Genomic DNA, 24,501 nt, shown 5'->3' with positions numbered 1-24,501 from the left:
AGCCGTTTCTGGAACAAACATGAAAGACAAGAAAATCACCACGCAATCGTGGGTGTGGCGTTCAATGGTCAAAACCGGAATCATTCCCCTCATTCTGGTGGAAGCGGTTCTTATTGCCGTTTACCTAATAAGTAACCATTTTATCAGTGCCGACAACATGGAATACATTTACACACAAGTAAATGAAGAGTTGAAGATCTCATCGGAGAGAGAAGCAGCAATCATTAGAGAGAAGCTGCTCTCAATAGAAAGCTTAACGGCCGTATACCAAAACGAAACAGAACGTGTTTTATCAGAAGAACACACCATTGACCGATCTGAAAAAGATAATCTTGCCGTGAGCGAAGATGGCGTCTTGTATTCTAAACAAGATTTAGGGGGCTCGGCTTCTTTCTACTCTGGTCTTACCGCCGAAAAAGATTGGGAGAAGGTGTATAAACTCGCTCACCTTGACCCACTGATGAAACAAATCGAAAATAATAGCGATTTGGTTGCGTCGATTTACTTTAATACCTGGGATTCATACAACCGAATCTACCCGTGGTTCTACACCGTCGCTCAGTACCCTCCCAAAATGGACATTCCGGAGTACAACTTTTACTACCTGGCAAACGCTGAAAACAATCCTGACCAGAAGACAATTTGGACAGATGTTTACATTGATCCTGCGGGCCACGGCTGGATGGCATCGGCTATCGCGCCGGTCTACAACCAAGGTTTTCTCGAGGGTGTTGTCGGGCTTGATATCAAAGTCAGTGACATTATAGAAAGCATTCAAAATCTAGCCATTCCTTGGGGCGGCGGCTACGCTGTTTTAGCGAGTAGTAACGGCACAATTATGGCTTTGCCACCACAAGGAGAACACGATTTTGGCTTGAAAGAACTCACTGAGCACAGCTACCAGCAAGCAATCACCAAAGAGATTTTTAAGCCTGAGGCATTTAACCTGTATAAACGTGATGACACCGCTGACTTGAGCATGCGTTTACTCAAGAACACCAATGGGGTTATGCAGCTCAAACTGAATGGTGAAAATAAACTGCTATCATGGTCGACCATACCAGAAACTCAGTGGCGCTTACTGATGATTGTTGGTGAGAAGGAAATGTATGCGACTTCTCATGCGCTAGAACAAAAATACCAAAAAATTGGTTACATTCTGATCTTCGGTTTAGTGGCATTCTATACCTTGTTCTTTATCCTCATCTGGCGTTCGTCCAAGAAGATGAGTGAATTTATTGCTAAGCCATTAACTCAGATCCAGAGCATGGTCAATCGAGTCGGGCTGGGTGATTTTAACTTAGCTCATGAAGGCTTCCGTTTAAAAGAGCTCAACGAAACAGCAAACGCGATCATCAACATGGGTGGCAAGTTGGATAGGCTTACCTCCGAACTGACTGAGGCAAAATTATCGGCTGAACATGCTAACCTAACCAAGAGCAAGTTTATTTCAAATGTCAGCCATGAAATACGTACGCCGATGAATTCGATTCTCGGGTTATCTTACATACTGTTAAATTCAGACCTCACGTCTGAGCAGAAAAATAACCTGTTGAAAATCGATAAATCAGGCAAGCATTTGCTGACACTGATTAATGACATTCTGGACCTTTCTAAACTTGAAGCAAATAAGGTTGATATTGAGAAGGCACCATTCGATATTCGAGCGACAATTCAGGATGTGCACGACATTTTTGAGCACAAATCCAGAAAAAACGATGTTCATCTTATGACTGAAGTTGATCAGTCCATTCCTCAGGTCGTTGGCGATCAACTTCGTATTAAGCAAATCCTCCTGAACTATGTGAGTAACGCCATCAAGTTTTCTAGAGGAGGAGATGTAACCATCGCAGTCAGTGTCGTGCAAAGAAGCGAAAACCATATTCACCTGCTATTTAGTGTCATGGATACGGGGATTGGTTTGTCTGAACACGACCAGACCGTCGTATTTGACAGCTATCAGCAGGCAGACGCCTCAACGACCCGAAAATACGGAGGTACTGGCCTTGGCCTTGCGATTTCTAAGCACATTACAGAGTTAATGGGCGGTCATGTTGGTGTCGACAGTGAGCTAGATAAAGGGAGCAATTTCTGGTTTACCATCAAACTCGATATTGACCACTCCGGAGTATCAGTAATTCCTAAGTACAAAGAGCTTCCAGAATCTGCGCTCGTTGATACCACTCATCTTCAACACGAGTGTGATATCAAATCAGTCGAGGAGTTTGAGTCTAAAGTGAGCCACCTGACAGCATTGCTAGAAGAGTACGACTTAGAGTCTGAATTTTATTATTCCAAGCATAAGTCCTGTTTTGAAAAGCTTAATCCGGAACTGAGCTACGCTCTGTCTGAAGCAGTATCAAGTTATCATTTTGACGATGCTCTGGAGCTAATGGTTCAAATCAAAGTCGAGTTAAGTCAATTCAAAGAGACCGTTGTGGATGAGTTACTTTAGGTCATCGATGAGAAGGTTTGCGATACCTCACATTATCCGTTAAATGCTAATTTAGCGTAAGCTGTAGCTCATTTATGTCCAGAAACGTGTTACATACCAATGTCCACATAAAAAATCGTTTATTTTTGTAGCAAAGCATAATGCGTACAATTATACTGTGTTAATATACAGTGAATTAGGGCGATTATGCTTTGCATTAAATCCACATCTGACTTTGAAATTGAAAGTGTGAAGTACCCTAACTTTCCCCTCTTAACGTGGGAAGTTGATAATGCAAAGCTAGGGATTGAATCTGGAATGCTTTGTGTGGAAGCAATGCAATTCCTTATTTATGAGTGCTTGAAACGTGGTCGAGTAGATAGTGAAAATACTTGGTGGACTTATGCCCGCCACTTAAATCAATTCCTGACATTCTGTGAACAGAACGGTTTAGATTGGCGAGATATTTCTGAAAGCAGTGAAGATGAAATGCTAGTCAGTGCCTATCGTGACCTTTGTGTTGGGGATTTTGGTATGTCAGTTAATTCGACCAATCAGCATTTAAGAACGATAGTACGGTTTTATAGCTATGGTGTTGGTCGGTGGTTTGACTCATTACCTTATTCACTAGAGTCAGTTTCAGTGCGAAAGGGTCAGCAGTTCTTAGCTCACACCGAGAGAAATGGTGGTAAGAAATACAGCTCTGATTTGATGATGAAAACTTTTGAAAAGAAAGCTCAGTTTTTATCGGCTAATGAAGTTCAAGAATTGTTATCTTCGATTGAAAATCCAACCTTAAAGCTGATGGTTCGCTTATGTCTACAGACAGGTATCAGACGTAAAGAGCTGTTGTTGTTTCCGTTGCACGTAATACGAAAGCCAACTGGAAATCGAGCTTACTACGAGGTCAATATTTCGCGAACCAAAGGTGAGAAAGAGCGTAAGATACACATTCCAACACGACTGATGGAAGACTTGTGGCGTTATGTCAATGAGGCTCGTTTTCGGAAGCAGCAAGAGTCAGGAGTGGTATCAGACTGCTTGTTTTTAACGTCTGATGGTCAAGAGTGGACTTCTCAAGGCTCTGCTTTTGGTAAGGCTCTCAAGTCGCTTAATTTGCCCTTTCACGTATCACCGCACATGTTAAGACATACTTACGCAACGCACATGCTAAAAGGAATGCTAGAACATAAAAGCAGCAGATTTGAACCCTTGATGTACCTACAAGCTCGGCTTGGGCATTCAAGTATCACAACCACAATGAAGTATTTGCACTTGGTTAATGATTTAGTCGATGACTTTTCGATTGAGTATCAGCAACAAGTTGATGCGATTGCGTAGGTAAAGTATGGCTAGGCAAAGAAAAAAACTGTCGATTAACAAAGACAAGCTAAAGAAAACGTCGGCAGTAGAGCCAACTATTGACACTACTCAAAATCGAGAAATAGTCCGACCAATCAACCCTGTTGTGAATTACCCCAATATCGGTTCAAAAGGTGGTAATGGTTCTAACATTAATTTTACTCGTTTCTATGGCAAAGGTTATGACGACATTACAAATCGAGTGTACTACACCGCAAAAGCTCTGCTGAAAAATACCGATGCTCTTAGCGAGGAAACTCAAAGAAGTTATTTTAATAGTGGTTTTTCCCATTTCGCTGAATACCTTACATTATTTAGGTATTCAGCGAGTGAGGACTTAACACAAGCAGATATTACACCAGAGTTGATCGACCAATATTTACTGCACCTTAAAGGTAGTGATATTGGGTATAACACCCAAAAAGGTTACTACACTCATCTCAAGTCAATGCTGATACACATGAGGGACAAGGGCTATTGGTCAGTCATTGGTTACATCAACCTAAACAGTGATTTCTTTCCTAAGAGCCCATTTCCAAATTCAAGTAAACGTGCAAAGGGCGAGAAACCTCTGACTTCCCATGAAAAAAGGCAGGTGGTAGTTGCGCTAAAACAAGCAATTAAGCCGATTTATCAAAAGACCGAACCACTAACAGGTTATCAGTTAACACTGTGTTTGTTAGCTGTGGCGATTCAGACAGGCATCAACACATCTCCGCTTCTCAATATGACTACCGACTCATTGACCGACCACCCACTTAAAGATTGCCGCAAGCTCTTAACCGTATTCAAAAAAAGAGGCAACACCACGCAATTGCACAATTTACGAAAATCACAGGAACTTGAAGTGGTGCAAGGAATAAAGCTTGATGTTGCTTATCTTATTGAGGCTATCATTGAGCGTAATAGCCAAGTGAGAAAGTCTATCGATTCCGACTTGGTATTTGTCTATGAGCCTAGAGTTGCCCACATAGGTGCAGAGAGAGGTACGGTCTCCTCTCTAGCAGAAAGGCTGCTTCGATATAACATCAAAAAATTCATCAAAGAGTACGACTTAAGAGATGAAGATGGTCGAACGATGAAACTTAATGTAAGCCGTTTTCGCAAGACGTTCATCAATGGTATTTATGAGCTGAGTGGTGAGAGTTTGTTCATTGCTGCGCGGCAAGCCAAACACAGTGGGACAGGAACGCTTGACCACTACCTGCAAGCTCCTGAGCAATCAAAGCGCAACTTGGGCTTAATGGGTGAGATACGAGTTAAAGAGCTAACGTGCGCAGAGCCAAGTGTCCCTGTAGGGCATTGTAAAGACCCTAAGAATGGCGATAAAGCACCGAAAAATGGCTCGTTCTGTAATGACTTTTTAGGCTGCTTCCGCTGTAAAAGCTTCGTTATTACAGGTGATGATTTGTACAAACTCTTTAGTTTTTATTGGGCGATTATTCGAAGCCGTGACGAGTTTGGTCGTAAAGACTGGAAGCGTCATTTAAAAAATGTTCTAAGAATCGTAGATGAAGAAGTTGTCCCTGAATTTGCAAAGCTTGGTCAGCTACAGCGTGTAGAGGCTGAAAAAGAACGGGCAAGATCTAATCCACATCCGTACTGGCAAAACCTTGATATGTTGAAGGTGACGCAATGAGTTCAATTGAGTTAATACTCACGCAAGCTGAGTTTGCAATTCAGCAATGCCCAAAGCCAAGCACCAGTGCGCTTGAGCAAGTCATTGATGGCTCTCTAACGGGTATCGTGACCTACATTAAACTCGCCAATGGTGAATACCAAACGCTATCTCGATTTGAGGAAGATGTATGGGTGTTTCCTGCTAGGAAAGGTACGAAAGCAACTATAGCAAGTGCATTAAACCTTACTTTTTCTACGATTGATGATACTCAAATGAAGCGCATGGCAAAGTGGGTAATCTGGAGCAAATTCAAAAAGGGGTTAGCTCTTAATACTCTTGTGAAAACATTGGACAAGTTGAAAAGTTATTTTCAGTGGGTTTTAAGCTCAGATACTACAGTTACACATGGGCTGACAGCTTTTACCTCAAATGCCTACGTTAGGCATGTAAATACCCTGCACTCAAAACGAAAAGGCGAGACTAAACCACTGACAGCAGTCACCAAGGTGGATAGATTCCGCGTTCTAGAATACCTTTATTACCACTGTAAAGAGTTTGATTTTGTCAAAGAGCATCCTTGGCCTCAATCAACCGCTAATGAGCAAGCAGGGTATGTTGGTGAAGCGTATCGGGAAGCCATTACCAAAGGTAAGACCCCCATTATTCCAAATAAAGTGCTAATTCCGCTGTGCCAGTTCACTAAATCATACCTAGATAAAGCTGATGAAATTCTGGAATCGTCAAAAAAGAGAGAAACATTGCTACTTCGAGATAGCTGTATCTTCTGGCTGTTACTCACAACGGGTATGCGTATCCATGAAATATTAGGCATTAAGCGTGATGCGTATCGCTCTGAAACGAAAGGTGACACCACTTACTACCACATCGAAACTGTCTCTGAGAAAACACATACAGGGTTAGCTGAGTGGATTGCGCCAAGGATAGCCACGGAAGCGATTGATATTCTTGGCCGTTTGAGCGCTCCACTTCAAGACCAACTTGAGTGTGATTTACTAAAAGCGAAAGCAAGCAACGATCATGTGGAAGCACATCGACTTGAGGAAATCTCAAACCACATCTGCCTATCGAAAAACCGGGGAAAAGGAAACGCAATTTACCTATTGTCAGGGGTGGCAATGACTAACACTAGGTTGCCAAACTTATGTGAACAAATAGGGAATAATTGGAACCTATCAGCGCACCAATTCAGACGTACCTTTGCTAATTATGCGGTTCACTCTGAATTAGGTGACTTGAGAGCATTAAAAGACCACTTTAAACATTGGTCAATTACCATGACCACTTTGTATGCCTTTAATGATGCTTTTGATGCTGAATTGTTTGAAGAAATGCTTCGAGAGAAATATCTGGTTGAAGAATAAATTAAGCAAGATTGGTTTGAACTAGACATGCCTATCACTGGTGGCGACATAGCTCAAAACATCATGAAAGTCCGTGAGGATAAAGAGTTAATTAAATCTTTTGGCTCTCTTAGTGCTATGGCAAAGGCATACTCTAGCTCCATACCAATTCGCTCAACAGGTATTGGGTGGTGCACCAATGATGATGAGTGTAAGTGTGGTAAGCCTGATAGCTGTGAAAGCGGCATTGTAGATAAGCGACACCTGCCCTATTGGGAGGGAATGCTAGTGCAGCAAATGAAACTGATGCAATTGGATGATATTGGTGAAGCTGGTAGAGCGGCGGTAAAAAAAGGCATGGAACGCTGTGAAAAGGTTCTAGTGGCATTGGGTATTGATGTTGAAGCTATGAAGCAAGAGATTAACGAAAGAGAGAATATCGAGGTGATAAATGTCTAACCAGAAAGAAAAAGCGACACATAAAGCGGTTCGACTTGCCATTGTTCGAATCGAAAAAGGTCGTCCAAATACTGTTTCTCATAAACGCAAAATGAGTGTCGCTGCCGTTGCCGAAGAAGCAGGTGTAAGTCGAGCATTGATTCACCGTGATTGCCCTGAACTATTAGATAGAGCGTATTAAAGGCGGTGTAAACAAAGATATTCGACAGCAACGTGATGCCAAACAAACTGAACTTAATAAATACAAAGACCGCAATCGAGACTTGCGGTCTGAGGTGGCAGAATTGAAAGCTATGCTCGCTAAAGTTCAATCACAAAATGCTACGTTAATACGAAAAAACATGGCTCTGAGCAATGTTCTTGCGGACAATAGCAATGTAACGCAACTAATATACAGCTAACTGCCTGAATTTAATGTTAATATTTTCAAATTAAGGTTACTTTTGAGATAGTTAAAAACATCCAAAAGTGTAACCTCAAACAAAGTTATATAAAACAGAAGGTTAGCCATAGTTACATGTAACGAACTATTTATAATTATTGTATTCCGACAAATAAATGTTGGTGAATAATAAAGTTGCTAACAAATGAAGGTATAACTTACTTATTTTATAGGAGTGATTTCTATTAATAATAAATAAAGTTGTTAACTTTTTTAATGCCTAGAATTTTATCAAGCAAAAATGAAACAATAAAGTTGTTAATAAAACATGTCTTTATCTGAATCACCTACAAAAAAATTCAACTCTTGTTGGTTGTGCTCTCTATAACTTTCTTCAGAGCTAAGTATTATAGCATTGCATATATAACGACTCGTATCTTGAGTATCAATTTGGCTTGACCATTCCCCAAGTTTTTCCTTGCTGATCGCTGTATAAGAGCCACACAGGGAGCGAACGCCTTTTGGATGAATAGCTTGCCAATTGTTGTACCAGAATCCTGAAAAACCAATAGTAGTACCTGCAATAGTGTAGCAATACAAACCATTGGAGGATGAACCAATAATCTTTTTATCATCAAGAGTACATTTGGGAATGTAGAGTCCACGTGATTCGAGGTCTGAGTGCCAGTGCCCATACCGCATAAATGGGTACGAAGTACCGGCCATGGTAGACGCTTCACATGTATTACTCTCACTAAGCTCGTAAGACAGTTCCTTATCTAGAAGGTGGCCAACAGCCAAACAATTGGAACGTTCTTTTATCTGAATATCCAGCGTTGGCTTACTTTCGGTGCTTACCCTAATAACAGTTAAATCAATCCAGTTATTGTCATCAATCTTAATGGGTAATGAAAATGCTAAAAGGTGATTACTATCTTCTATTTGTGCAAAGTTAGCTAATACTTTTTTAACATAGCTGGTTAAATGATCTTTAGTGGCGGAAACTGTGTCATTCCAAACTGGTAACCACTTTGGTTTTTGAGGGCAAAGCCCTAAATACCCAGGTTCGATAGGCAGTGCTGGTATTGATAAATGTTCTGCATAAGAATTTGGCATCCCGTAAAACTCTTTGGCAAGATCTATTGTTCTTAAATATGCAGAACGACCACGATGGCTGGCTTGTGTATAAAACTGGCCCGTGGACCTTTGTCGATCGCCACTAAAAAAATAATCAATAGTTGTTGCTTTTGAAGGTTGATATTCGAATGTACTGTTCCACTCAGATTGAAAATAATCGGTAAAAGGTATATTTGTTCTTCTCTCTTCTTTTTTTAACCACGTATTATACATTAAAGGCACATGATTCCCCTGATAGTATTCGAATCGATTATTATCATGTGCCAAGCTGGCAAAGGGTGAAAATGGATAGGCATAATCACCAAAATCTTTTGCTGTAGGCACTAACTCAGTGATTAATAGGTCTGACAGTGTGGACCTTGCTTTAACGAAGTGGCCTAGATCATTTGGGCAAACATACCCCTTAGACTTCGCAACAAAAAATACGCATAACACCTCTACACACTCTGACTCTTGTTTCCTGTTGGCTAAGTCTTCTTTTAATAATTCTTCAACTTTTGGGTGCTGAGCTATTAAAAGTATTGAAAGCTGCTCTATTACCCACAACTTTACGGAAGGTATCGGTAACTTAAGTCTTGAAACTAACATTTTGAGCATTGCTTCGTCGAGAGAGTCATCTTGACGCCAATCCCACGTTGGCTTTGTAAGTTGAAGGTTGCGAACGCTATCTTCCAGGCTTTCAACCATCGCTAATGTAAGCCCAAGAGCCTCATCTTTCCTTCCACTTTGGGAAAGTAAAAATACTAATTTATCGTTCGGAATGATTAAGTTGCCAAATTTATCATGCCAATTATCCAATTCCGATGTTGTTAGCTTTATAAACTCGTCAGTTTTTTTAGGATATTGTTCAGCCACCACCTTAAGCCGGTTGATACTATTTTCCCAGCGCTCGTGCCAATCAGACCAGCCACCCATAGCTTTGTGAGCAGAGACTAAAAGATTAAATGCTTTTTCCTTACCATTGAATTTTTTTGTACTGTAAAAAAGAAGATCTAATAAATGCCGTTTGTCGTCAATACGGTCAATAAATGTCGGAATATGTGGAGTTAGCTGTTTTAATAGAACATCTTCTTTACCATGATCACTCCAATACTTATACCAAGTTTTTAAAAAGCTACTTGTGCTTATTTTGCCTTTTAACGCCATGGTCATTTCTGCGAATTTTTCTGGTGGAAAATCTGCTGGTTGCAAAGCAATTTTTTCATCAAATCCATCAGCGGATGATTTATCCGAAGTGATTTTTTGAATATCGATTCCAATACTGGTTTCTATTTCATCAGCGATATGAGTGGCTTGTAGATCTCCTTGTTCAACCTTTACTTTAAGTATTTGGTAGCAACTAGAGTGTAAACCAGTAAGAAATAAATGTTTTGTAATCGGCGAGGAAAAGTCAGACCTTTCAAGCAGCCTAATAATTGTCTCTTCAGCATAATACCATTCGCCATCGCTGATCTCTTGATCATAAATAGAAGTAGCTGTTTGCGGGTTTAACCTTGCGAATAGTGAAGATATGGAATGCTTAGAGTGCCTAGTTTCATCCCCATCAGTAAATTCAGATATATTGAAAACTATCGGTGATATTCGTTCTAATATTTCCAAAGCAGAGTCTGAATCAACCTCAGAAAGGTATTCCACAGCTTTTAATACATCAAAGATAGTGGGATCTTTGTGGTGCCCATAGCCGAGCACGAAGTCCCATGTTTTTCTCAAAAATTTTTCAAAAAGAGGCAGGTTATCGTGTTGAAAAGCTATTTGTGCGAGTTCAAGACATGCATTTGAGTTTTCGATAGTTTGCTCTAGCTCATTCGACTGTCGACTTTCTTCGTTTACAATGAGAAGTTCTGCTGCATCATCGGCTAGTAGTTTAAGGCCAGACTCCTTATACCATAGGCGTAACCAGTCTACTCTAACAACACCTGAATCAATGGTGTTCATTAATTCGACATGTGATATTTCCGATCTAGTTGTAATCAAGTGGCAATCTGCTGCTATTTCAATCCAATCACGTTTGAATACTATATCAGCTCTTCGTGTCTCCCATTGTATTTCATCCAATATTGGTTCTGACGGTAACATTGCACAAACTACATCGAAGTTTAATTGATTTCCTACTATAAGTTCATTTGCGACCAAACCTGTCAACTCATTCAGTAGATCATAATGAGCTGACACATCTTCTCTATCTGATGTAGCGCTAACTGGCAACCAAGAGAAGTCACCCTCAGCATTTAACCTGATGCAAAGTGAAGAGAAAAACCAACTATGGTAACTGTCAGTCTTTGCAATTTTTAAGGCTGTCGCCGGCTGGTGATCAAAATAAGGTGTTTCAACATTGGTAAATCCATTCTTTGCCCATGCGTCTAAGAACGGAGATAGGTTCTGTGAGGAAAAATGGCTAAATTCTTGTCTACAGCTAATATCTGCGCCTTCTACAATACTGAGCCTAATCGCATCAAGTTCGATGTCACCAATGTGTTTTATATCACGAGCTAAACAGTTCCAAGCTTTGAATAGCAGAGCTAGATCTTTCTTGATTCGACATGCTCGCCTAAAGCTAGCAATGTATCCGTCTGGCCAATTAGAGAAGTTTCCTTCTTCAAAAATCGCATCGTAGTTAAGGCTATCGGTTAATACACCTGCTTTTATTAATGCAGTTGCTTCTACTTCGTTATCTTGATCGTGTCGAGAAGATAATAACTTGGCTTTAGTTCTATATCGTTCTATAGCTTTCTGTGATAACCGTTTAGCTTGATCAACCGAGCCTCTATACCAAAGTGAAGTTGCTAATATGGATAACTTGGTTGGTGAATACTCATTTTGTCCGGAGAGTATTTCATTTATTGATGGCTCATCAGCTAAAACAAGAGAAAGCGTATTCAAATTAGTAGAATCCCATGTCTGGAATTCAGGACCATTGATAAGCCTAGTTTTTAATGCTCTATGGCTATAAGCCTCTGCATACTGAAGCTCTTCGAAAGCATATTTTTCAGCTTCAGATAGCAGTCTTATGCATGACTTAATAGGCATGCCAGTAATAAGCTTATCGAGTATCCAGTCTCTAACAACGCCTTGTCGCAATTTGGAAGTGTCGCCCATTCGAGCCAAACTAGACCAAAGCCAATTATCTTTGAGGTGAATTGGTGCGCTATAGCTCAGCCATTCACATACAGATGGTAGCAATGCATCTATTCGCTCTTTATGCTCTTCCTGATTTCGCACAAACACAACTAAGCTTTCATGAAAAGGTCTTACTCCACAAACTCCCTCTGACAACATATGTGCAACGGCATCTGCGCTTGGGGCATATTCATGAATATCTTTAACAACTGAACCAATCGCCTGTCTTGGCCAAGCAAATTGAAAACCACTACAAAGGTGTAGAACATCCTTTTGTTTATAATTGAGATTACGCCAAAGCTCAGAATAGTAAGTCGTAATATTGCCATCGGTGCATGGTGGAAGTTGCTCAATTTGCCAGGAAGAAAGCACTAATCCATTATGGGAAAGATACTCAGATGAGTAAATTACATGCAAAGGGTAGCCATTTGTAATTTCTAATAAGGCGGTTGCACTTTTCTGAATTTCTTCATTCTCATGAGCTTTATGACAGTTTGAAAATAATCTACCAGACTCAACATGCAGTTTTAAAAAGTCGTATATCGAATTACCAGACATTTCAGGCAACCAACACCATTCTTTTTTTGGAGAGTAAGTAAGCAGTCTGTTAGGTAGTAATTCATCATCAACTGGTTGTGTTCCAACAAGTACGACTAAGTTATCTGCAGTAGGAAGCAATTGCCTAAAAGTTTCATCTAGTGGTTTCTTGTTTTTAGCGTTATCCCGCCAAACATGATCCAGTCCGTCAATCAACACCACAAAAGGTTTCCCTTTGCCTTTGTAGTAATTTGCGCAAGTTAACAGTGCATCACGCAAGTTTTCAGGTTGAGATGTACTTGCACTTGATTCTTTGTAAGATCTATCAATTTGATGTAACAGGGATTCGGCAACAATTCGTGGACTTAGTCTATCTTCGGTATTATCTCCTAACGATAAGAAATAGTGATGACGTATTAACGGAATTTCCTGATGTTCTAATTCTTGGCAAAGAAATGACAAATACGTACTTTTTCCTACCCCAGGCTTGCCGGTTAGCGTAATGACTTCGCCATTAGAGCGGTTAATCTTATTGAGCAGGTCATTGTGGAAGTCTGAATCGGGAAGACAATAGTCTTCAGGCACAGAGAATATTTCAGGTATAGGATCCGGTCTTTTGGGCGACAATACTTCTCTGACATGATGAAGATAAATCCAACCGCTTTCTGGAGGGTTGTTTTGGAACATCGCCCATTCGCGTGCTCTAGCTAAAAGTCGTTCAACACCTATTTCATCGGAAAATTTCAGAAGCTCAGATCGAATGCCACATTTTATAGTAAGATAATTCCCATCACTATGCTGGATAGTTAATTTTGAAAAAAGAAATAAAGCGGCCTCTTGGTTTCCTAACTGGTGAATTATCTTTCGCTGTGAGTCGTTATCAATCAGATTAAAATCTACTTTTGAGCCTTGTAGGCAGGACTCCATAAGTCTGTCCGGTCGCTTGTTGGTCAAAAGAACAACATCCCCGAGCTTTTCAACGGGCACAACACTTATGGCATCGTAGAGTTTTTTTAAAATAGAACGAGACCTAGATGTTTTACCTAAGATCTTTAATAACCAACTCCATGTAAGGCCGTTTTCACTCTTTTCTGGGGAGGGGGTAAATTTTACTTGCCAAAAATCTTTAACACCATTTGGTCGTTCACAGACAATATCATCTATTCCTTCTGGTGCTTCATTGCTGACAGAATCGGCTTCAAATGCTACTCGCGTATACGATGTTGGACTGTATAGCCAGTCAGCTAGTAGCTTAACACCTTGTAATGTTTGGTAATCATATCCGGTATAGATAATCGCTGAATTTTTTATTTTCATAAATTTAAATTCGTCTGTCAGTAGTTGTACAAACAACATATCAAAAAGATTTAATAATTAGCACTAAAAAATAGAATTAGCTGAACGAGGAGCTTTCTGGAGTATAAAAAATTTGTTTTAGCTAACGATCAAAAATATTGAAGAATATTTAATTAAATGTTTTTGGGGTGGCGACATTCCCATGATTAATTGACAAAATTACTTTATTTTTCAAAATAGATCATTAACCGAAACATTCAACACTAACGATAATTTTTCCACTTCAATATCTGTCACCCTTCTAACATTAGATTCGATTTTGGCTAAAGTACTTCTACTAATTTGCCAACCTGTAAGGTTGCATTTAGCGACAAGTTGCTCTTGAGTCCAATCCTTTTTTTCACGGATATTCTTTACTTTTTTGCCAACAATATTCATAAACTAATCTGCTCCGATAGCGGAGCTTGATTGTCCCAAATAAAAAGCATAAAATTGCTCCTGCATCGGAGCATTTGTTTTTTAGTTAACGTATTGGGGATTTCTTTTGAAAATAGACAGTGTGGTAGTTCAAATAATTAAAATCCCCAACTTTAATAACTTTACAACAAGTGATGTCAGATCGGCTTATATGGCTCTCTGTAAAGATTCTTTTTTAGACCCTATAATAATTCGCCGAAAGCTATACGCAGAACTATTAAAACTTGTTAGCATGGGATGGTTGAAGAAAAAAACAACTAGTAAAAAAAGAGGTACACGCTTTAGTAAAACTGCCCAATTTGATGCCAAAAAGTTAATTGAACACATCGATGAAAAGCCTTATGAAATAACACATTGCGACGGTATGAAAGAATCATTAACAGCAAAGTTAAATACTTATAAAGTCGAATTGCTATTAAACCTTGGTGAAAATGAGGCGTATAAAGAGCTCTATGATGAATTTCCCGAATTAGTGACTAAAATTCAGTGTCAGCAAAACCAAGCAAGGGATAATAACACTAAAATTTTAGGGAAAATTAAAGCCATAGAAAGCTTAATTAACCAAGAGAAACAGCAAAGCACATGAAGTTAAGAGTTTAGCAGTCTGAATGTCTAAATTTGGCATTCAATAAATACTTAGATGAGTAGAAGCATTTTTACGTAAATTACACTATTAATTGGTCGCTTTTTTACGTAGTCTTCGAGAGATTTTCATGGATCTTTCAATCTTAGTGAAAGACTCTGACAAATGGGAACGAAACCACCGACGACGTTCAATTTGACGAAACTCGTTCAAAAAGAACCGATAATTACAAGAGCCCAGGCGATAACCACAACCGCATGGGCAAAGTAGTTTGTTAGCGACTCGCTTACGAAGACCCAGCGCTTTAAGAGCTAGTAGAACTGATGCCTTACCATTGACCCTGAATATCTCGGAATAATCATCAATCAAGCCCTTTTCCCCATGATCAAGTTCACCATAGGGAAAGTTGCCGAATTCAACTCTATGCGAAACCGCATAAAGAAACCTGACAACAATCTTTTCGAAAAAGGCACTCAGCGATGAATCAGAACTCAAAATTGACTTAATTTTCAGTTCCGAACCTAGACAGAAAGAACCATTGGCATAGGTGTGAAAGTCCTGAATACGAGGAAAGTAACTAGCAGCGTCATAAACCATTGGTAGTTTATTTGGATAGTCTTTTGGACAAACGATCTTTAGATAAAAGGTTCGCTCAATAAGCTGACTTCCATCAAGCTGTGCTTTTAACTGATATTCCCCTAACAGCTCCACCTTCTCAGCATTGATATCAGATAATCTAATTTTCGGATAGGCCGCTAGAAACTCCTCTAGGCCAATATTTTTCCAATGCTTCATTTATTGCTTGAACCATGGCTTGGGATCAGATGAATGAATTGTATGTGTTGGTTTACTTGTTACCGAAGATATTCCCAATGCCAAAGCGACAGTATTTGAGTCAAGTTTCAGGTCCAAACCATTTTGTGCAGCTTCTACAATACGTTGGGCATCATCGTTTGAGCACAGGGTTCTAAAGTCAGCCCTTGCTTGATACAACCACTTATAAAAGTTTTCTTGTAATCTGTATTGAGCTGAGTTTTCGTCATACCACTTGTCTGCGAAGTCTTCGGCTGGATTGACGGGATTCGGAATCAGCGGAGCTTGAGCTGAAATATGGTCATCCATCTCGGAAAGCACCGTATTCAACGCTGAAGCCAAATCACTTTCACCTTTATATGATTTAGCAGCCAATGTGGTAATGATTACCGATATTGGCTTACTATCCTCATTGTTCTTAAACATAGTGTCACGATGACGCTTCAATAATTGGATAACCTGCTGTAAGGGCGTCTTCCATTGATAGTATGGCAGACTATCTATACTGGCTTTAAATCGCATTTCACGTTCGTTTATTACTAAACGTGCGGTCTTCATGCGCGTTTCAAACCATCGAGCATATCCTTCAGGATTACTAATACGCCAATTTTCATTTACCACTGCATAAGTTGAATCAGTGTTGTCGGTAATCGAAACTGCAAGCTGAGACACGTTTTGAGCCAAGCTTTCATCAAACTTAGAGTTTTCGATCATCCGCTTTTTCAAAAGGCCTCTTCCTGTATCACTTTCTGGCATACAAGGGACAATATCCATATGAAAGCTGAGCCCATCGGCATACTCTAAGCGCCAACAGCGTTTCTTCTCCGCCAGCTCTTCCTTAATGCCTCTGGCATTTCGATATAGCTCTAACTCATGACCGACTAGGTGCTTTAATTGCTTTTGAGTGATGGAACTTTTATCCAAGCCACGCCGAAGATTGCACCCCATGTCTAGGTCATACTGTTCTTCTGAATCGGGTCTAATCGCCGTACCTAGACGAAATGAACCTTGAGAAAACACGTGGGGATCAAAATTACCGCATGTTGATTCTGTGCGATGTAACCAATCACCTAGGTCCTTATAGCGTTTTTCAGCCTTTTCATAAGCACTGTCTGGTAGCTCAATTTTTTCCAGAATAGTGTTTAGAACATCGTTACTTTTGGTATTACTCATGAAGATCTCCTCGAAGCTCGATTGCCATTACAAATTGTTGTGTTTTTATGTTGTGGTCATAAATAAGCCATGGCATATCAGCCTTAGGCATTCTCGCTCGTCCTAATTCGACGGCACACGATACTGGCATCACAGGAAAAATTTGCAGTGGCGTCACATCGCCGTGTGCATTTTTGATTTCAACAATCAGCTTTCTTATGCACTTTCTGAACAAGGAGAGCTGCTGCTTTGACTGAATGAAATCATTATTAGGGTGCTTGATAGTCACTTCCCAAATCGATGTATCTGGCCCCATAACCCGAGTAATTCGCTCATGTGACACATTGTCACTCAAAGAAAGAACCAGGGCTGGCTTTCCCTTCATATTTTGAGGCCTGTTGATGATGTACTCAAAATCATCTGAACAGTCTTGCCAAAACCAGCCCTTAGGCTCTCGATGTAGCTGATAAGTCTCGACCTCAATTTTGTCGGTAAGCAAAGCGCCAAGTTTTATTAACAATGGTTGAGGAGCTAACGCGAACAATGAGAAATGCTTACAAGAATCCTCTTCGATGATCGATGAGATTTTACTTTGAAAACGTTTCGTTAGGTGATGCGACTCTGCTTGCCAATATTGTTCAGAGTGATCTTTCAGCTCTGATACCATGGATAGGGTCACCGGCTTTTCAGTTGCCGGATACCAATTCGGAAACATTGCCTCGACACAACCGTGATAATTTATCGGTGATTTTTCAGCTCCAATATTTGCACAATACAAAACAACATTTGATTTACGATCAGGAGCAATGCCTGTAAGTATTTCTATACGTTGCTCATGTTGAATTTTCCAACTAATTAAGAGGTCAGCTGGATACCTATCTTCACTGCCGTTCTGATCAATCTTCTTGTGACAGTCATAGCACATCAACATGAGGTTGCTGACGTCATTTAAACTGGTTGACTTAGTTTTAAAGAGTCCCCAACCACGAGGCCCATTCTCCGAAAATGCGTAAATATGAGCATTTTGAGAGACATTAACTGATTCCTGTGTCACCGTTGATTTGTATAGCAATTTATTACACCCGTTAAATTGGCAACGAGCAGCGGCGCGAGCCCAAAGTTCTCGCTCAACTTTACGGTCTATGGGTCTTGTGACTTTAGCAACCATTCAAAACTCCTATAGTTTGCCAATTAAGGGAAGTGAGCGAGGTGTTATTGCATCACAGAGCAAATGGCTTACATAAGCACATCCGGCGATTAGTCCAAGTCCTCGAAGACACTTATCAATTGCCTCTTCCGGTTGCCACTCATACAAATTTTTGAGTCCAACACCTAATGCAGTTAACACCAATAGACTGTGGCAAAACTGGCGATGATGAGGGTTACCCAGAGAGGGCTCCAAAATATCTGGAAGCTTGCCAAATAGAGATCCAACAGCAATGGCCGTTCCAGGATGGTGACTGACAGCTTGTTTTTTTGTTGTCCGCTAGGGCAACAGTTAAACCAACCGCTGCCCCGACGACCAAATGAGTTTTACCATTAGCCAATCTATTTCTCCTTCCTGACGCCCTTAAAAGGCGTTTTATCGGATGTTTTTACATCCATGAATTGACCAGTCACTGCATCTCGCTTAACCCAATGCCCACTTGGCATTTGAGTCTGAGATCTACCTTTAACTGCACCATTTCTATGTCCATCACCTGACGGGGGATTTGTAGCCATGCGGCCTCCTTTTCTGGTTAACTTAATCACATTTATCAGACTTTAATAAAAAAGATCCATTGGATCTGAGTAAATGTTAATCGACTAATCTGCTTAACGCAAGCAGATTTATCAGAAAGAGAAAAAAAGTTTAGATGATTGAACGGTAAACAAATTCCAAGCCACCAGATTCTGCTACTTCTTTTTGGCCTAAAATAAGGCCTGTAGCATGCAGTTTCTTCAATCGGCCACTTGCATTTTGTGCAGATATATCAAAATATTTAGCGACATTTGATGATGTAGCCATCTTGTTAGTAATAACAAAATCTAGCAGTTCTTTAACAGTACTGCTCAGTTTTATACCAAGCACATCATAACCAGAGACATTCTTCACTATTAGCGGCTGATCTTTGGCTGAAGCACCGTAGGACCAATTATCTAAGAGATCTTTGCTTGGTACCTTACAAAGGTAGAATCCTTTTTCACCTTTTAGGGATTTAGCCAATGAAATTACACTTTCGCGAGGAAAGGATGCATCAGTAAACCTCATTCCCTCTAAGCTAATAGAAAAAATATCGCATGACGGGTGAGTGTCAACGATCTTTTTGATTTTTATATAGGCTTCACTACCTTCGTCATTCCCAAAGGCATGATCAGATCCTACGACTTCTGAAAGAAGAATTTTATAGTTTAACTGTTTCATCTGGTTAAGTTGACACTATTTATCAGAAATAGTCAACATAGAAATCAAAACAGATATGGGTTCCTGTAATAGGAATTAACCCTGGTTCCGTAGTAACTGTGATTAATTGTCCTTTTGTGTACTCAAGTGTTAATGAGAAAGTTAATTGTCTTATAACGATGATAACCTTCTCTTTGCTAGCATGTTCACGGCTGCTTTTAAAACCAAGTCCTCGTCCTTTACCAAAACGACTTATCTCGCCAGACATAAAAGCTTTTTGAACCATCGCGATATCGTTTTCTTCGGATAGCTTTGAATATTGATCGTATAATTTAGGGTGAACCTCTTTTAAAGTAGTCCTAAGGGTTGTTGCTATTCCTACCCCTGAGTCGGATATAATGGTTTGAATATGCTTGGGCTTCCTAAACGGACGATACACTTGTAACCCAGCAAGACCTGGTATCTTCGATTCACTATGATCGGTTACGTTGCCTACAAGTTCTGAAAAAACAGTTTTAGCGGCTAAGGCATAATTAGCTGAAGAATGCTCTATAAACCTGTCACCTAAACGAATAATGAGTTCTTTGTTTTGACATGGGAGAGAAATCTCCCCGATCTCAACGAGCGTGTCACTATTACCCTGATATGTTTTGGCAGCAGACAATATTGGCCGATCAGGAAGGCAAGTAATACTTTGATTAAGATAATCAAAAAAACCATTCCTACTGAAAAATCTATGTGTGTTAAGGCATGATGTGGTATCTATGACAATAAGCTTCCCAACAGCTACAAGCTGGTTTGCTAGTGCTAGAAAACGCGCCAAGGCAATTAGTAGAAATTTGCAATCTACTCCGAACTTGAATGTAACTTGTGGTTCGTCTGGATGGTCCGAAAGCTTGCGGATAGCCATCTCAAAATCTGGCACATCAACCCAACCTCCAGGAAAATTGATTTCCACATGTGGCATGCGAATAAGATACCATTCATGACCTGAGTTTTTCGTAAATGTATCCTGATTTTTGTGAAGGAACGAGTTTACTTGAGACTTATCCAGCATTAATTTTTTTGCTATTTGACGTCCTTTCATTCCCGGGGACTGATGTAACAAATCCGATATAGTTTTTAACAAATCATTTCCTCCATCATTCCCATCTTGAGAGATTTTGATACTTTCTCTTAACCATCTAAATATTTAACTAAAAGGGTAGGTTCTTTTATAGCTTCCCACCCACACCTTTGAATTTTTCAACAAAAGCAGCTACTTTCTGGAAAACCGTTTGCTTTTGTGTGCGATATTGTGGGTTAAGCGGGCTTAACTTAGGTAGCGCGTCATTAAGTGCGGTGCCATTTTCAGATGCGAACTCTCGCTTTAGAGATGAAGTAATGTAGCGTTTGGCTGCATCACTATTTAATTTTTCTGAAGCTATGATGTCATTTACTTCTCGTTTTTGCGCAGCCTGCGCGAACTTGAAGAAAGCATCAATAATGCTAGCTTTGTCGTTTATTTCATCCAGATTAGTTTGATTAATAAAATCAATAACCAAGCTTTCTTTAGCCCTGTTCCCTAAACTCCCCCGTATAAGACGACGAACTTCATCGATCAAACCCTCTTTACTCTTATTCTTTTTGTTGTGGTCAAAAATAAGCCCAAGAATGTAATCTAGGTTAATTTCTTGTGATTTAAGTAAATCTACTTCAAAGACAACATCGTCCCAATCAACTGTTGACTCACCTTTATCATCACCTTGTTTTTGTCGGCGGAGCCAATCACGCGTATCGTTATAAGTTGATCGATAGTCCTGAACTGCACGTTCACCAGGCATATCAATAGCTTGCATTTTATCTATGTCATCATCGTTTAAATAATATTTTTCTTTAAACTCTTGAGTGGCTTCTTCGTCGCTAGTATCTAAATTTTGTAAAACTTTTAAGCCAGTAAACTCATCGTAATTTTGTAGAATGTTTTCTGCTTTTAGATATTCACCAAATAATTTCGCAAAGGCTTTCTTGTCCTCTTCTTTTTCAATCGATTGAGGTTCAGGAAAACGCGTTTGCAATTCTTTAACGATATCGACAAAGCCTCTGCGAGCTTTACCAGTGACGAGATCATTAAAGCCTTCCATGTATTCTTTATAGCTTTTTTCTAAGACCACATTTTTGGTGTTTTCATCGCCAAATAAGGTGATAGCATCAATAGTCGCTTGTTCTAGATCTCGGAAGGTCACAATGTTACCAAAAGTCTTGGTGGCATCGTAAATACGGTTAGTGCGCGAGAATGCCTGCATTAAACCGTGATAACGTAAGTTTTTATCAACGAATAACGTATTGAGTGTTGGCGCGTCAAATCCAGTTAAAAACATGCCAACGACAATTAATAAATCAACTTCTTGATTTTTAACTCGTTGAGCAAGGTCGCGGTAATAGTTTTGAAAGCCATTACTGTCCACGCCATAGTTACTTTTAAATAGTTTATTATAATCAGTAATCGCTGCGCCTAAAAATTCTTTAGCACTGCTATTCATTGCATTTACTTCAAAACTTTCATCTAAAATATCACCAATAGAATCTTGTTCTTCATTCGCTGCAAACGAAAATATAGTCGCGATTCGAAGTGGTTTATCGGACTCTTGCTGTAATTGACTAAAGGCTTCGTAATAAGCTTTGGCTGCATCAACACTGCTTACTGCGAACATAGCGTTAAAGCCTTTTGCTCCAGAATAGGCGCGATGCGTTTTTTGGTTAAAATTATTTAAAATGTACTGTGAAATTTCGTTAATCCGATGAGGATGCAAAAATGCTTTTTTATTTTCGGCTGCACTTAGTTTGTTATCATCTTGCTCTGTTTCAATACTTTTAAATTGAGGGCGAACATCGTTATAGTCAACTTTGAATTTAAGGACTTTTTCATCACGAATAGCATCGGTAATCACATAAGTATGCAATTGTTGACCAAAAACGCTACCCGTCGTTTCTGCTCCTAGCGCATTTTCAGGGAAGATAGGCGTACCAGTGAATCCAAATTGATAGTACTTTTTGAATTTCTTTTTGAGGTTCTTCTGCGCCTCACCAAACTGACTACGATGACATTCATCGAAAATGAATACGACTTGTTTGTTATAGATGGGTAAGTCACTTTCATTCTTAATTAAATTGTTCAGTTTTTGAATGGTAGTTACCACGATTTTGTTATCATTTTTATCGAGGTTACTTTTAAGTCCCGCGGTGCTATCAGAGCCGTTAACACTATCAGGTGAAAAACGCTGATATTCCTTCATAGTTTGGTAATCGAGATCTTTCCTGTCTACCACAAAGAATACTTTATCAATACAATCTAAATCAGTCGCTAAGCGAGCTGCTTTAAAGCTGGTCAGCGTTTTGCCAGAACCCGTGGTATGCCATATATAACCGCCGCTTTCAGTATTACTCCAGCCTTTGCTATTAAAGGCACTTTTAATCTTCCATAGAATACGTTCTGTTGCTGCTATTTGATAAGGACGCATTACGAGTAAAGTGTTGCTTATATCAAATACAGAGTATCGTAAAATTACTTCGAGTAATGTTTCTTTCTGGAAAAAGGTTGCTGTAAAGTCTTTTAAATCTTTAATTAACGCATTATCAGATTTTGCCCAATGCATAGTAAAGTCAAAGCTGTTTTTATTGCGTTTCGTTGTGTTGGCAAAATAACGAGTATCTGTACCATTAGAAATAACGAAAAGTTGCAAGAATTTATACAATGAGTTTTCAGCGTTAAAGCTTTCTTTACTGTAGCGATGGATTTGATTAAAGGCTTCACGAATCGCAACACCGCGTTTTTTCAGTTCTATTTGAACTAGCGGTAAACCATTGACCAAAATAGTGACATCATATCGATTAGCGTGGCTACCTGTTTGTTCAAATTGCTTAATGACTTGTAATTTATTCCGTGCAATTACCTTTTTATCAAACAGGTATATGTTTTCAATATGACCGTCATCAAAAACAAAATCATAGATATAGTCGCTGTGAACCTTTCGCGTTTTATCGCTAATATTATCACTTGGCGTATTGAGGTACTGTTCCTGAAAACGCAACCATTCGACATCAGTAAACTCAGTTTTGTTAAGTGTTTGCAACTGTTTACGCACATTCGCCATCATGGCATCAGGCGTTGTTAGCGCCAATACATATTCATAACCTTGATTGACTAAATCTTGTATTAATTCTCTCTCTAAATCGCCTTCACTTTGAAAGTTTTCTGGGACTTGCCAATCTTTGACATACTTATCCAAAACAATAAAATTGTTAGACTCTGCGATGGTTTTATAGGTCGTCATTATCTGTAATCCTTTCTCTTATTGTTTTTTATTTTTCGATTGGCCAAGCAACTTTTTAACTTCACGGTCAAAATCTGACTCTATTTTTTGTTGTTGGTTAAATTGCTCATATTCAGCGTGGGCTTTTTGTTTTGCCGCTGTGCTTGAAATACTGCCATATCCCTCAAGCACGTGATATTCATTAAAGGCTAAAAACTTATTGACGCTATCGGCAAAGGCTTCCATGGTAAAGCTAGTGCGACGTTCAATAATGCCTTCGATGTAATCAAAAAATGCTGTAATAGTGCGCTCTAGTTTTTTAATTTCATCTTCGGCTAGGTAATTTTTAGCGATAGTTGTGTCGGATTTAATGACTCGATCAGCCGGGGCATTTTTGTAAGTTGTCATGCCCATTAATGGCTGATTTGCATCGGCTTTCAGGGCAATAATTTCTGCAGCTGTATGACCTGTAATCGCAAAATGAAACTTGTCTTGTACATGTGCGTAGAATAATTGCGTGGTTTTTGATTTAGGATCGTAGTCAATACTGCATTCGGCAAAAATATCGGTAATTTGCTGATAAATACGTCGTTCACTAGTTCGTATCGAGCGAACTCGTTCCAGTAACTCTTTAAAATAGTCTTTGCCAAAGAAGCGACCATTTTTCATCCGTTCATCATCCATCGCAAAACCTTTGATGATGTAATCCTTAATTAACGCTGTTGCCCAAATACGAAACTGCGTCGCTTGTGCGGAGTTAACCCGGTAACCCACTGAAATCACCGCATCTAAGTTATAGTATTTTACAGGTTTAGTTTGGGTTTTATCAGCTATCGCGCCGTGTGCAGTGGTATGTTCCAAAATGGAACATACCACTTCTTCTTGTAATTCTTTGCTTTCAAAAATGTTTTTTAAATGCTTCGTAATCGCTGGGCGTTGTACACCAAAAAGCTGTGCAATACGCTCTTGGGTCAGCCAAATGGTTTCATCGCTGAGTAATACTTCCACTTTGACATCGCCATTAGGTGCGGTATAAAGTAAGAATTCTGAGGTTTGGTCTTGTAGGCTGAGAGCCGTATTAAGCATCTGAATTCT

The 24,501-nt window shown here is 39.6% G+C and carries 18 protein-coding genes; 7 read left to right on the top strand and 11 right to left on the bottom strand.

What is annotated here, in order from left to right; genetic code table 11:
* Positions 1-19: 19 nt before the first annotated feature.
* The 6 genes from MT391_RS11550 (at position 20) to MT391_RS11525 (ending at position 7,418) form a co-directional block, all read left to right on the top strand.
* Positions 20-2,455 carry an ATP-binding protein gene (locus tag MT391_RS11550; RefSeq protein ID WP_499498109.1) on the top strand — a complete coding sequence of 812 codons (2,436 nt, stop codon included), beginning with the start codon at positions 20-22 and terminating at the stop codon, positions 2,453-2,455.
* 186 nt (positions 2,456-2,641) lie between these two features.
* On the top strand, positions 2,642-3,775 hold the full coding sequence (locus MT391_RS11545) for a tyrosine-type recombinase/integrase (protein ID WP_499498107.1): 1,134 nt from the start codon (positions 2,642-2,644) through the stop codon (positions 3,773-3,775).
* Positions 3,776-3,782: 7 nt separating this feature from the next.
* On the top strand, positions 3,783-5,435 hold the full coding sequence (locus MT391_RS11540; RefSeq protein ID WP_499498105.1) for a site-specific integrase: 1,653 nt from the start codon (positions 3,783-3,785) through the stop codon (positions 5,433-5,435).
* The gene (locus MT391_RS11535; RefSeq protein WP_499498103.1) at positions 5,432-6,799 is read left to right on the top strand and encodes a site-specific integrase; all 1,368 of its coding nucleotides are present in this window, start codon (positions 5,432-5,434) and stop codon (positions 6,797-6,799) included. Before MT391_RS11540 ends, MT391_RS11535 begins: the two co-directional genes overlap by 4 nt.
* 63 nt (positions 6,800-6,862) lie before the next feature.
* Complete coding sequence (locus MT391_RS11530; RefSeq protein ID WP_206013403.1) at positions 6,863-7,237, top strand: hypothetical protein; 375 nt, start codon at positions 6,863-6,865, stop codon at positions 7,235-7,237.
* Entirely contained in the window at positions 7,230-7,418 is a 189-nt protein-coding gene (locus tag MT391_RS11525; RefSeq protein WP_499498101.1) for a hypothetical protein, read from the top strand. The genes MT391_RS11530 and MT391_RS11525 overlap by 8 nt, the downstream gene beginning before the upstream one ends.
* Before the next feature lie 519 nt (positions 7,419-7,937).
* Here the strand turns inward: MT391_RS11525 and MT391_RS11520 are convergent.
* Positions 7,938-13,727 (bottom strand): ATP-binding protein, encoded by a 5,790-nt coding sequence (locus MT391_RS11520; RefSeq protein ID WP_499498100.1) that lies wholly within the window; start codon positions 13,725-13,727, stop codon positions 7,938-7,940.
* A gap of 210 nt (positions 13,728-13,937) precedes the next feature.
* Positions 13,938-14,144: a helix-turn-helix domain-containing protein gene (locus tag MT391_RS11515; RefSeq protein WP_499498098.1), complete on the bottom strand. Its 207-nt coding sequence runs from the start codon at positions 14,142-14,144 to the stop codon at positions 13,938-13,940.
* 106 nt (positions 14,145-14,250) lie between these two features.
* Here MT391_RS11515 and MT391_RS11510 point away from each other — a divergent pair, with 106 nt between their 5' ends.
* Positions 14,251-14,769: a VspR family transcription factor gene (locus MT391_RS11510; protein WP_499498096.1), complete on the top strand. Its 519-nt coding sequence runs from the start codon at positions 14,251-14,253 to the stop codon at positions 14,767-14,769.
* A gap of 87 nt (positions 14,770-14,856) precedes the next feature.
* Here MT391_RS11510 and MT391_RS11505 read toward each other — a convergent pair whose 3' ends face one another.
* The 9 genes from MT391_RS11505 to MT391_RS11465 all read right to left on the bottom strand — a co-directional run bounded on the left by MT391_RS11505 (position 14,857) and on the right by MT391_RS11465 (position 24,492).
* Positions 14,857-15,561 (bottom strand): hypothetical protein, encoded by a 705-nt coding sequence (locus MT391_RS11505; RefSeq protein WP_499498094.1) that lies wholly within the window; start codon positions 15,559-15,561, stop codon positions 14,857-14,859.
* Positions 15,562-16,752, bottom strand: a complete 1,191-nt coding sequence (locus MT391_RS11500) for a nucleotidyltransferase domain-containing protein (protein ID WP_499498092.1) — start codon at positions 16,750-16,752, stop codon at positions 15,562-15,564. It abuts the gene before it with no gap.
* Positions 16,745-17,899, bottom strand: a complete 1,155-nt coding sequence (locus MT391_RS11495) for an SAVED domain-containing protein (protein WP_499498090.1) — start codon at positions 17,897-17,899, stop codon at positions 16,745-16,747. Before MT391_RS11495 ends, MT391_RS11500 begins: the two co-directional genes overlap by 8 nt.
* A gap of 9 nt (positions 17,900-17,908) precedes the next feature.
* Positions 17,909-18,079: a hypothetical protein gene (locus MT391_RS11490; RefSeq protein ID WP_499498123.1), complete on the bottom strand. Its 171-nt coding sequence runs from the start codon at positions 18,077-18,079 to the stop codon at positions 17,909-17,911.
* 200 nt (positions 18,080-18,279) lie between these two features.
* On the bottom strand, positions 18,280-18,453 hold the full coding sequence (locus MT391_RS11485; protein WP_169727663.1) for a hypothetical protein: 174 nt from the start codon (positions 18,451-18,453) through the stop codon (positions 18,280-18,282).
* A 130-nt stretch (positions 18,454-18,583) separates the two neighbouring features.
* A complete protein-coding gene (locus MT391_RS11480; protein ID WP_028869359.1) occupies positions 18,584-19,135 on the bottom strand; it encodes a MarR family transcriptional regulator in 552 nt (183 codons plus the stop codon).
* Between the two features lie 22 nt (positions 19,136-19,157).
* Positions 19,158-20,243 carry an ATP-binding protein gene (locus tag MT391_RS11475; RefSeq protein WP_499498087.1) on the bottom strand — a complete coding sequence of 362 codons (1,086 nt, stop codon included), beginning with the start codon at positions 20,241-20,243 and terminating at the stop codon, positions 19,158-19,160.
* 85 nt (positions 20,244-20,328) lie between these two features.
* Positions 20,329-23,427, bottom strand: coding sequence for an HsdR family type I site-specific deoxyribonuclease (locus MT391_RS11470; RefSeq protein ID WP_028869360.1), 3,099 nt, complete (start codon positions 23,425-23,427; stop codon positions 20,329-20,331).
* 18 nt (positions 23,428-23,445) lie between these two features.
* Positions 23,446-24,492 (bottom strand): virulence RhuM family protein, encoded by a 1,047-nt coding sequence (locus tag MT391_RS11465; RefSeq protein ID WP_028869361.1) that lies wholly within the window; start codon positions 24,490-24,492, stop codon positions 23,446-23,448.
* Positions 24,493-24,501 lie beyond the last annotated feature (9 nt).

The organism is Vibrio sp. 1-Bac 57 (assembly GCF_037546855.1).
Lineage (GTDB): Bacteria > Pseudomonadota > Gammaproteobacteria > Enterobacterales > Psychromonadaceae > Psychromonas.
This window is presented reverse-complemented; position numbering and strand designations above follow the sequence as displayed.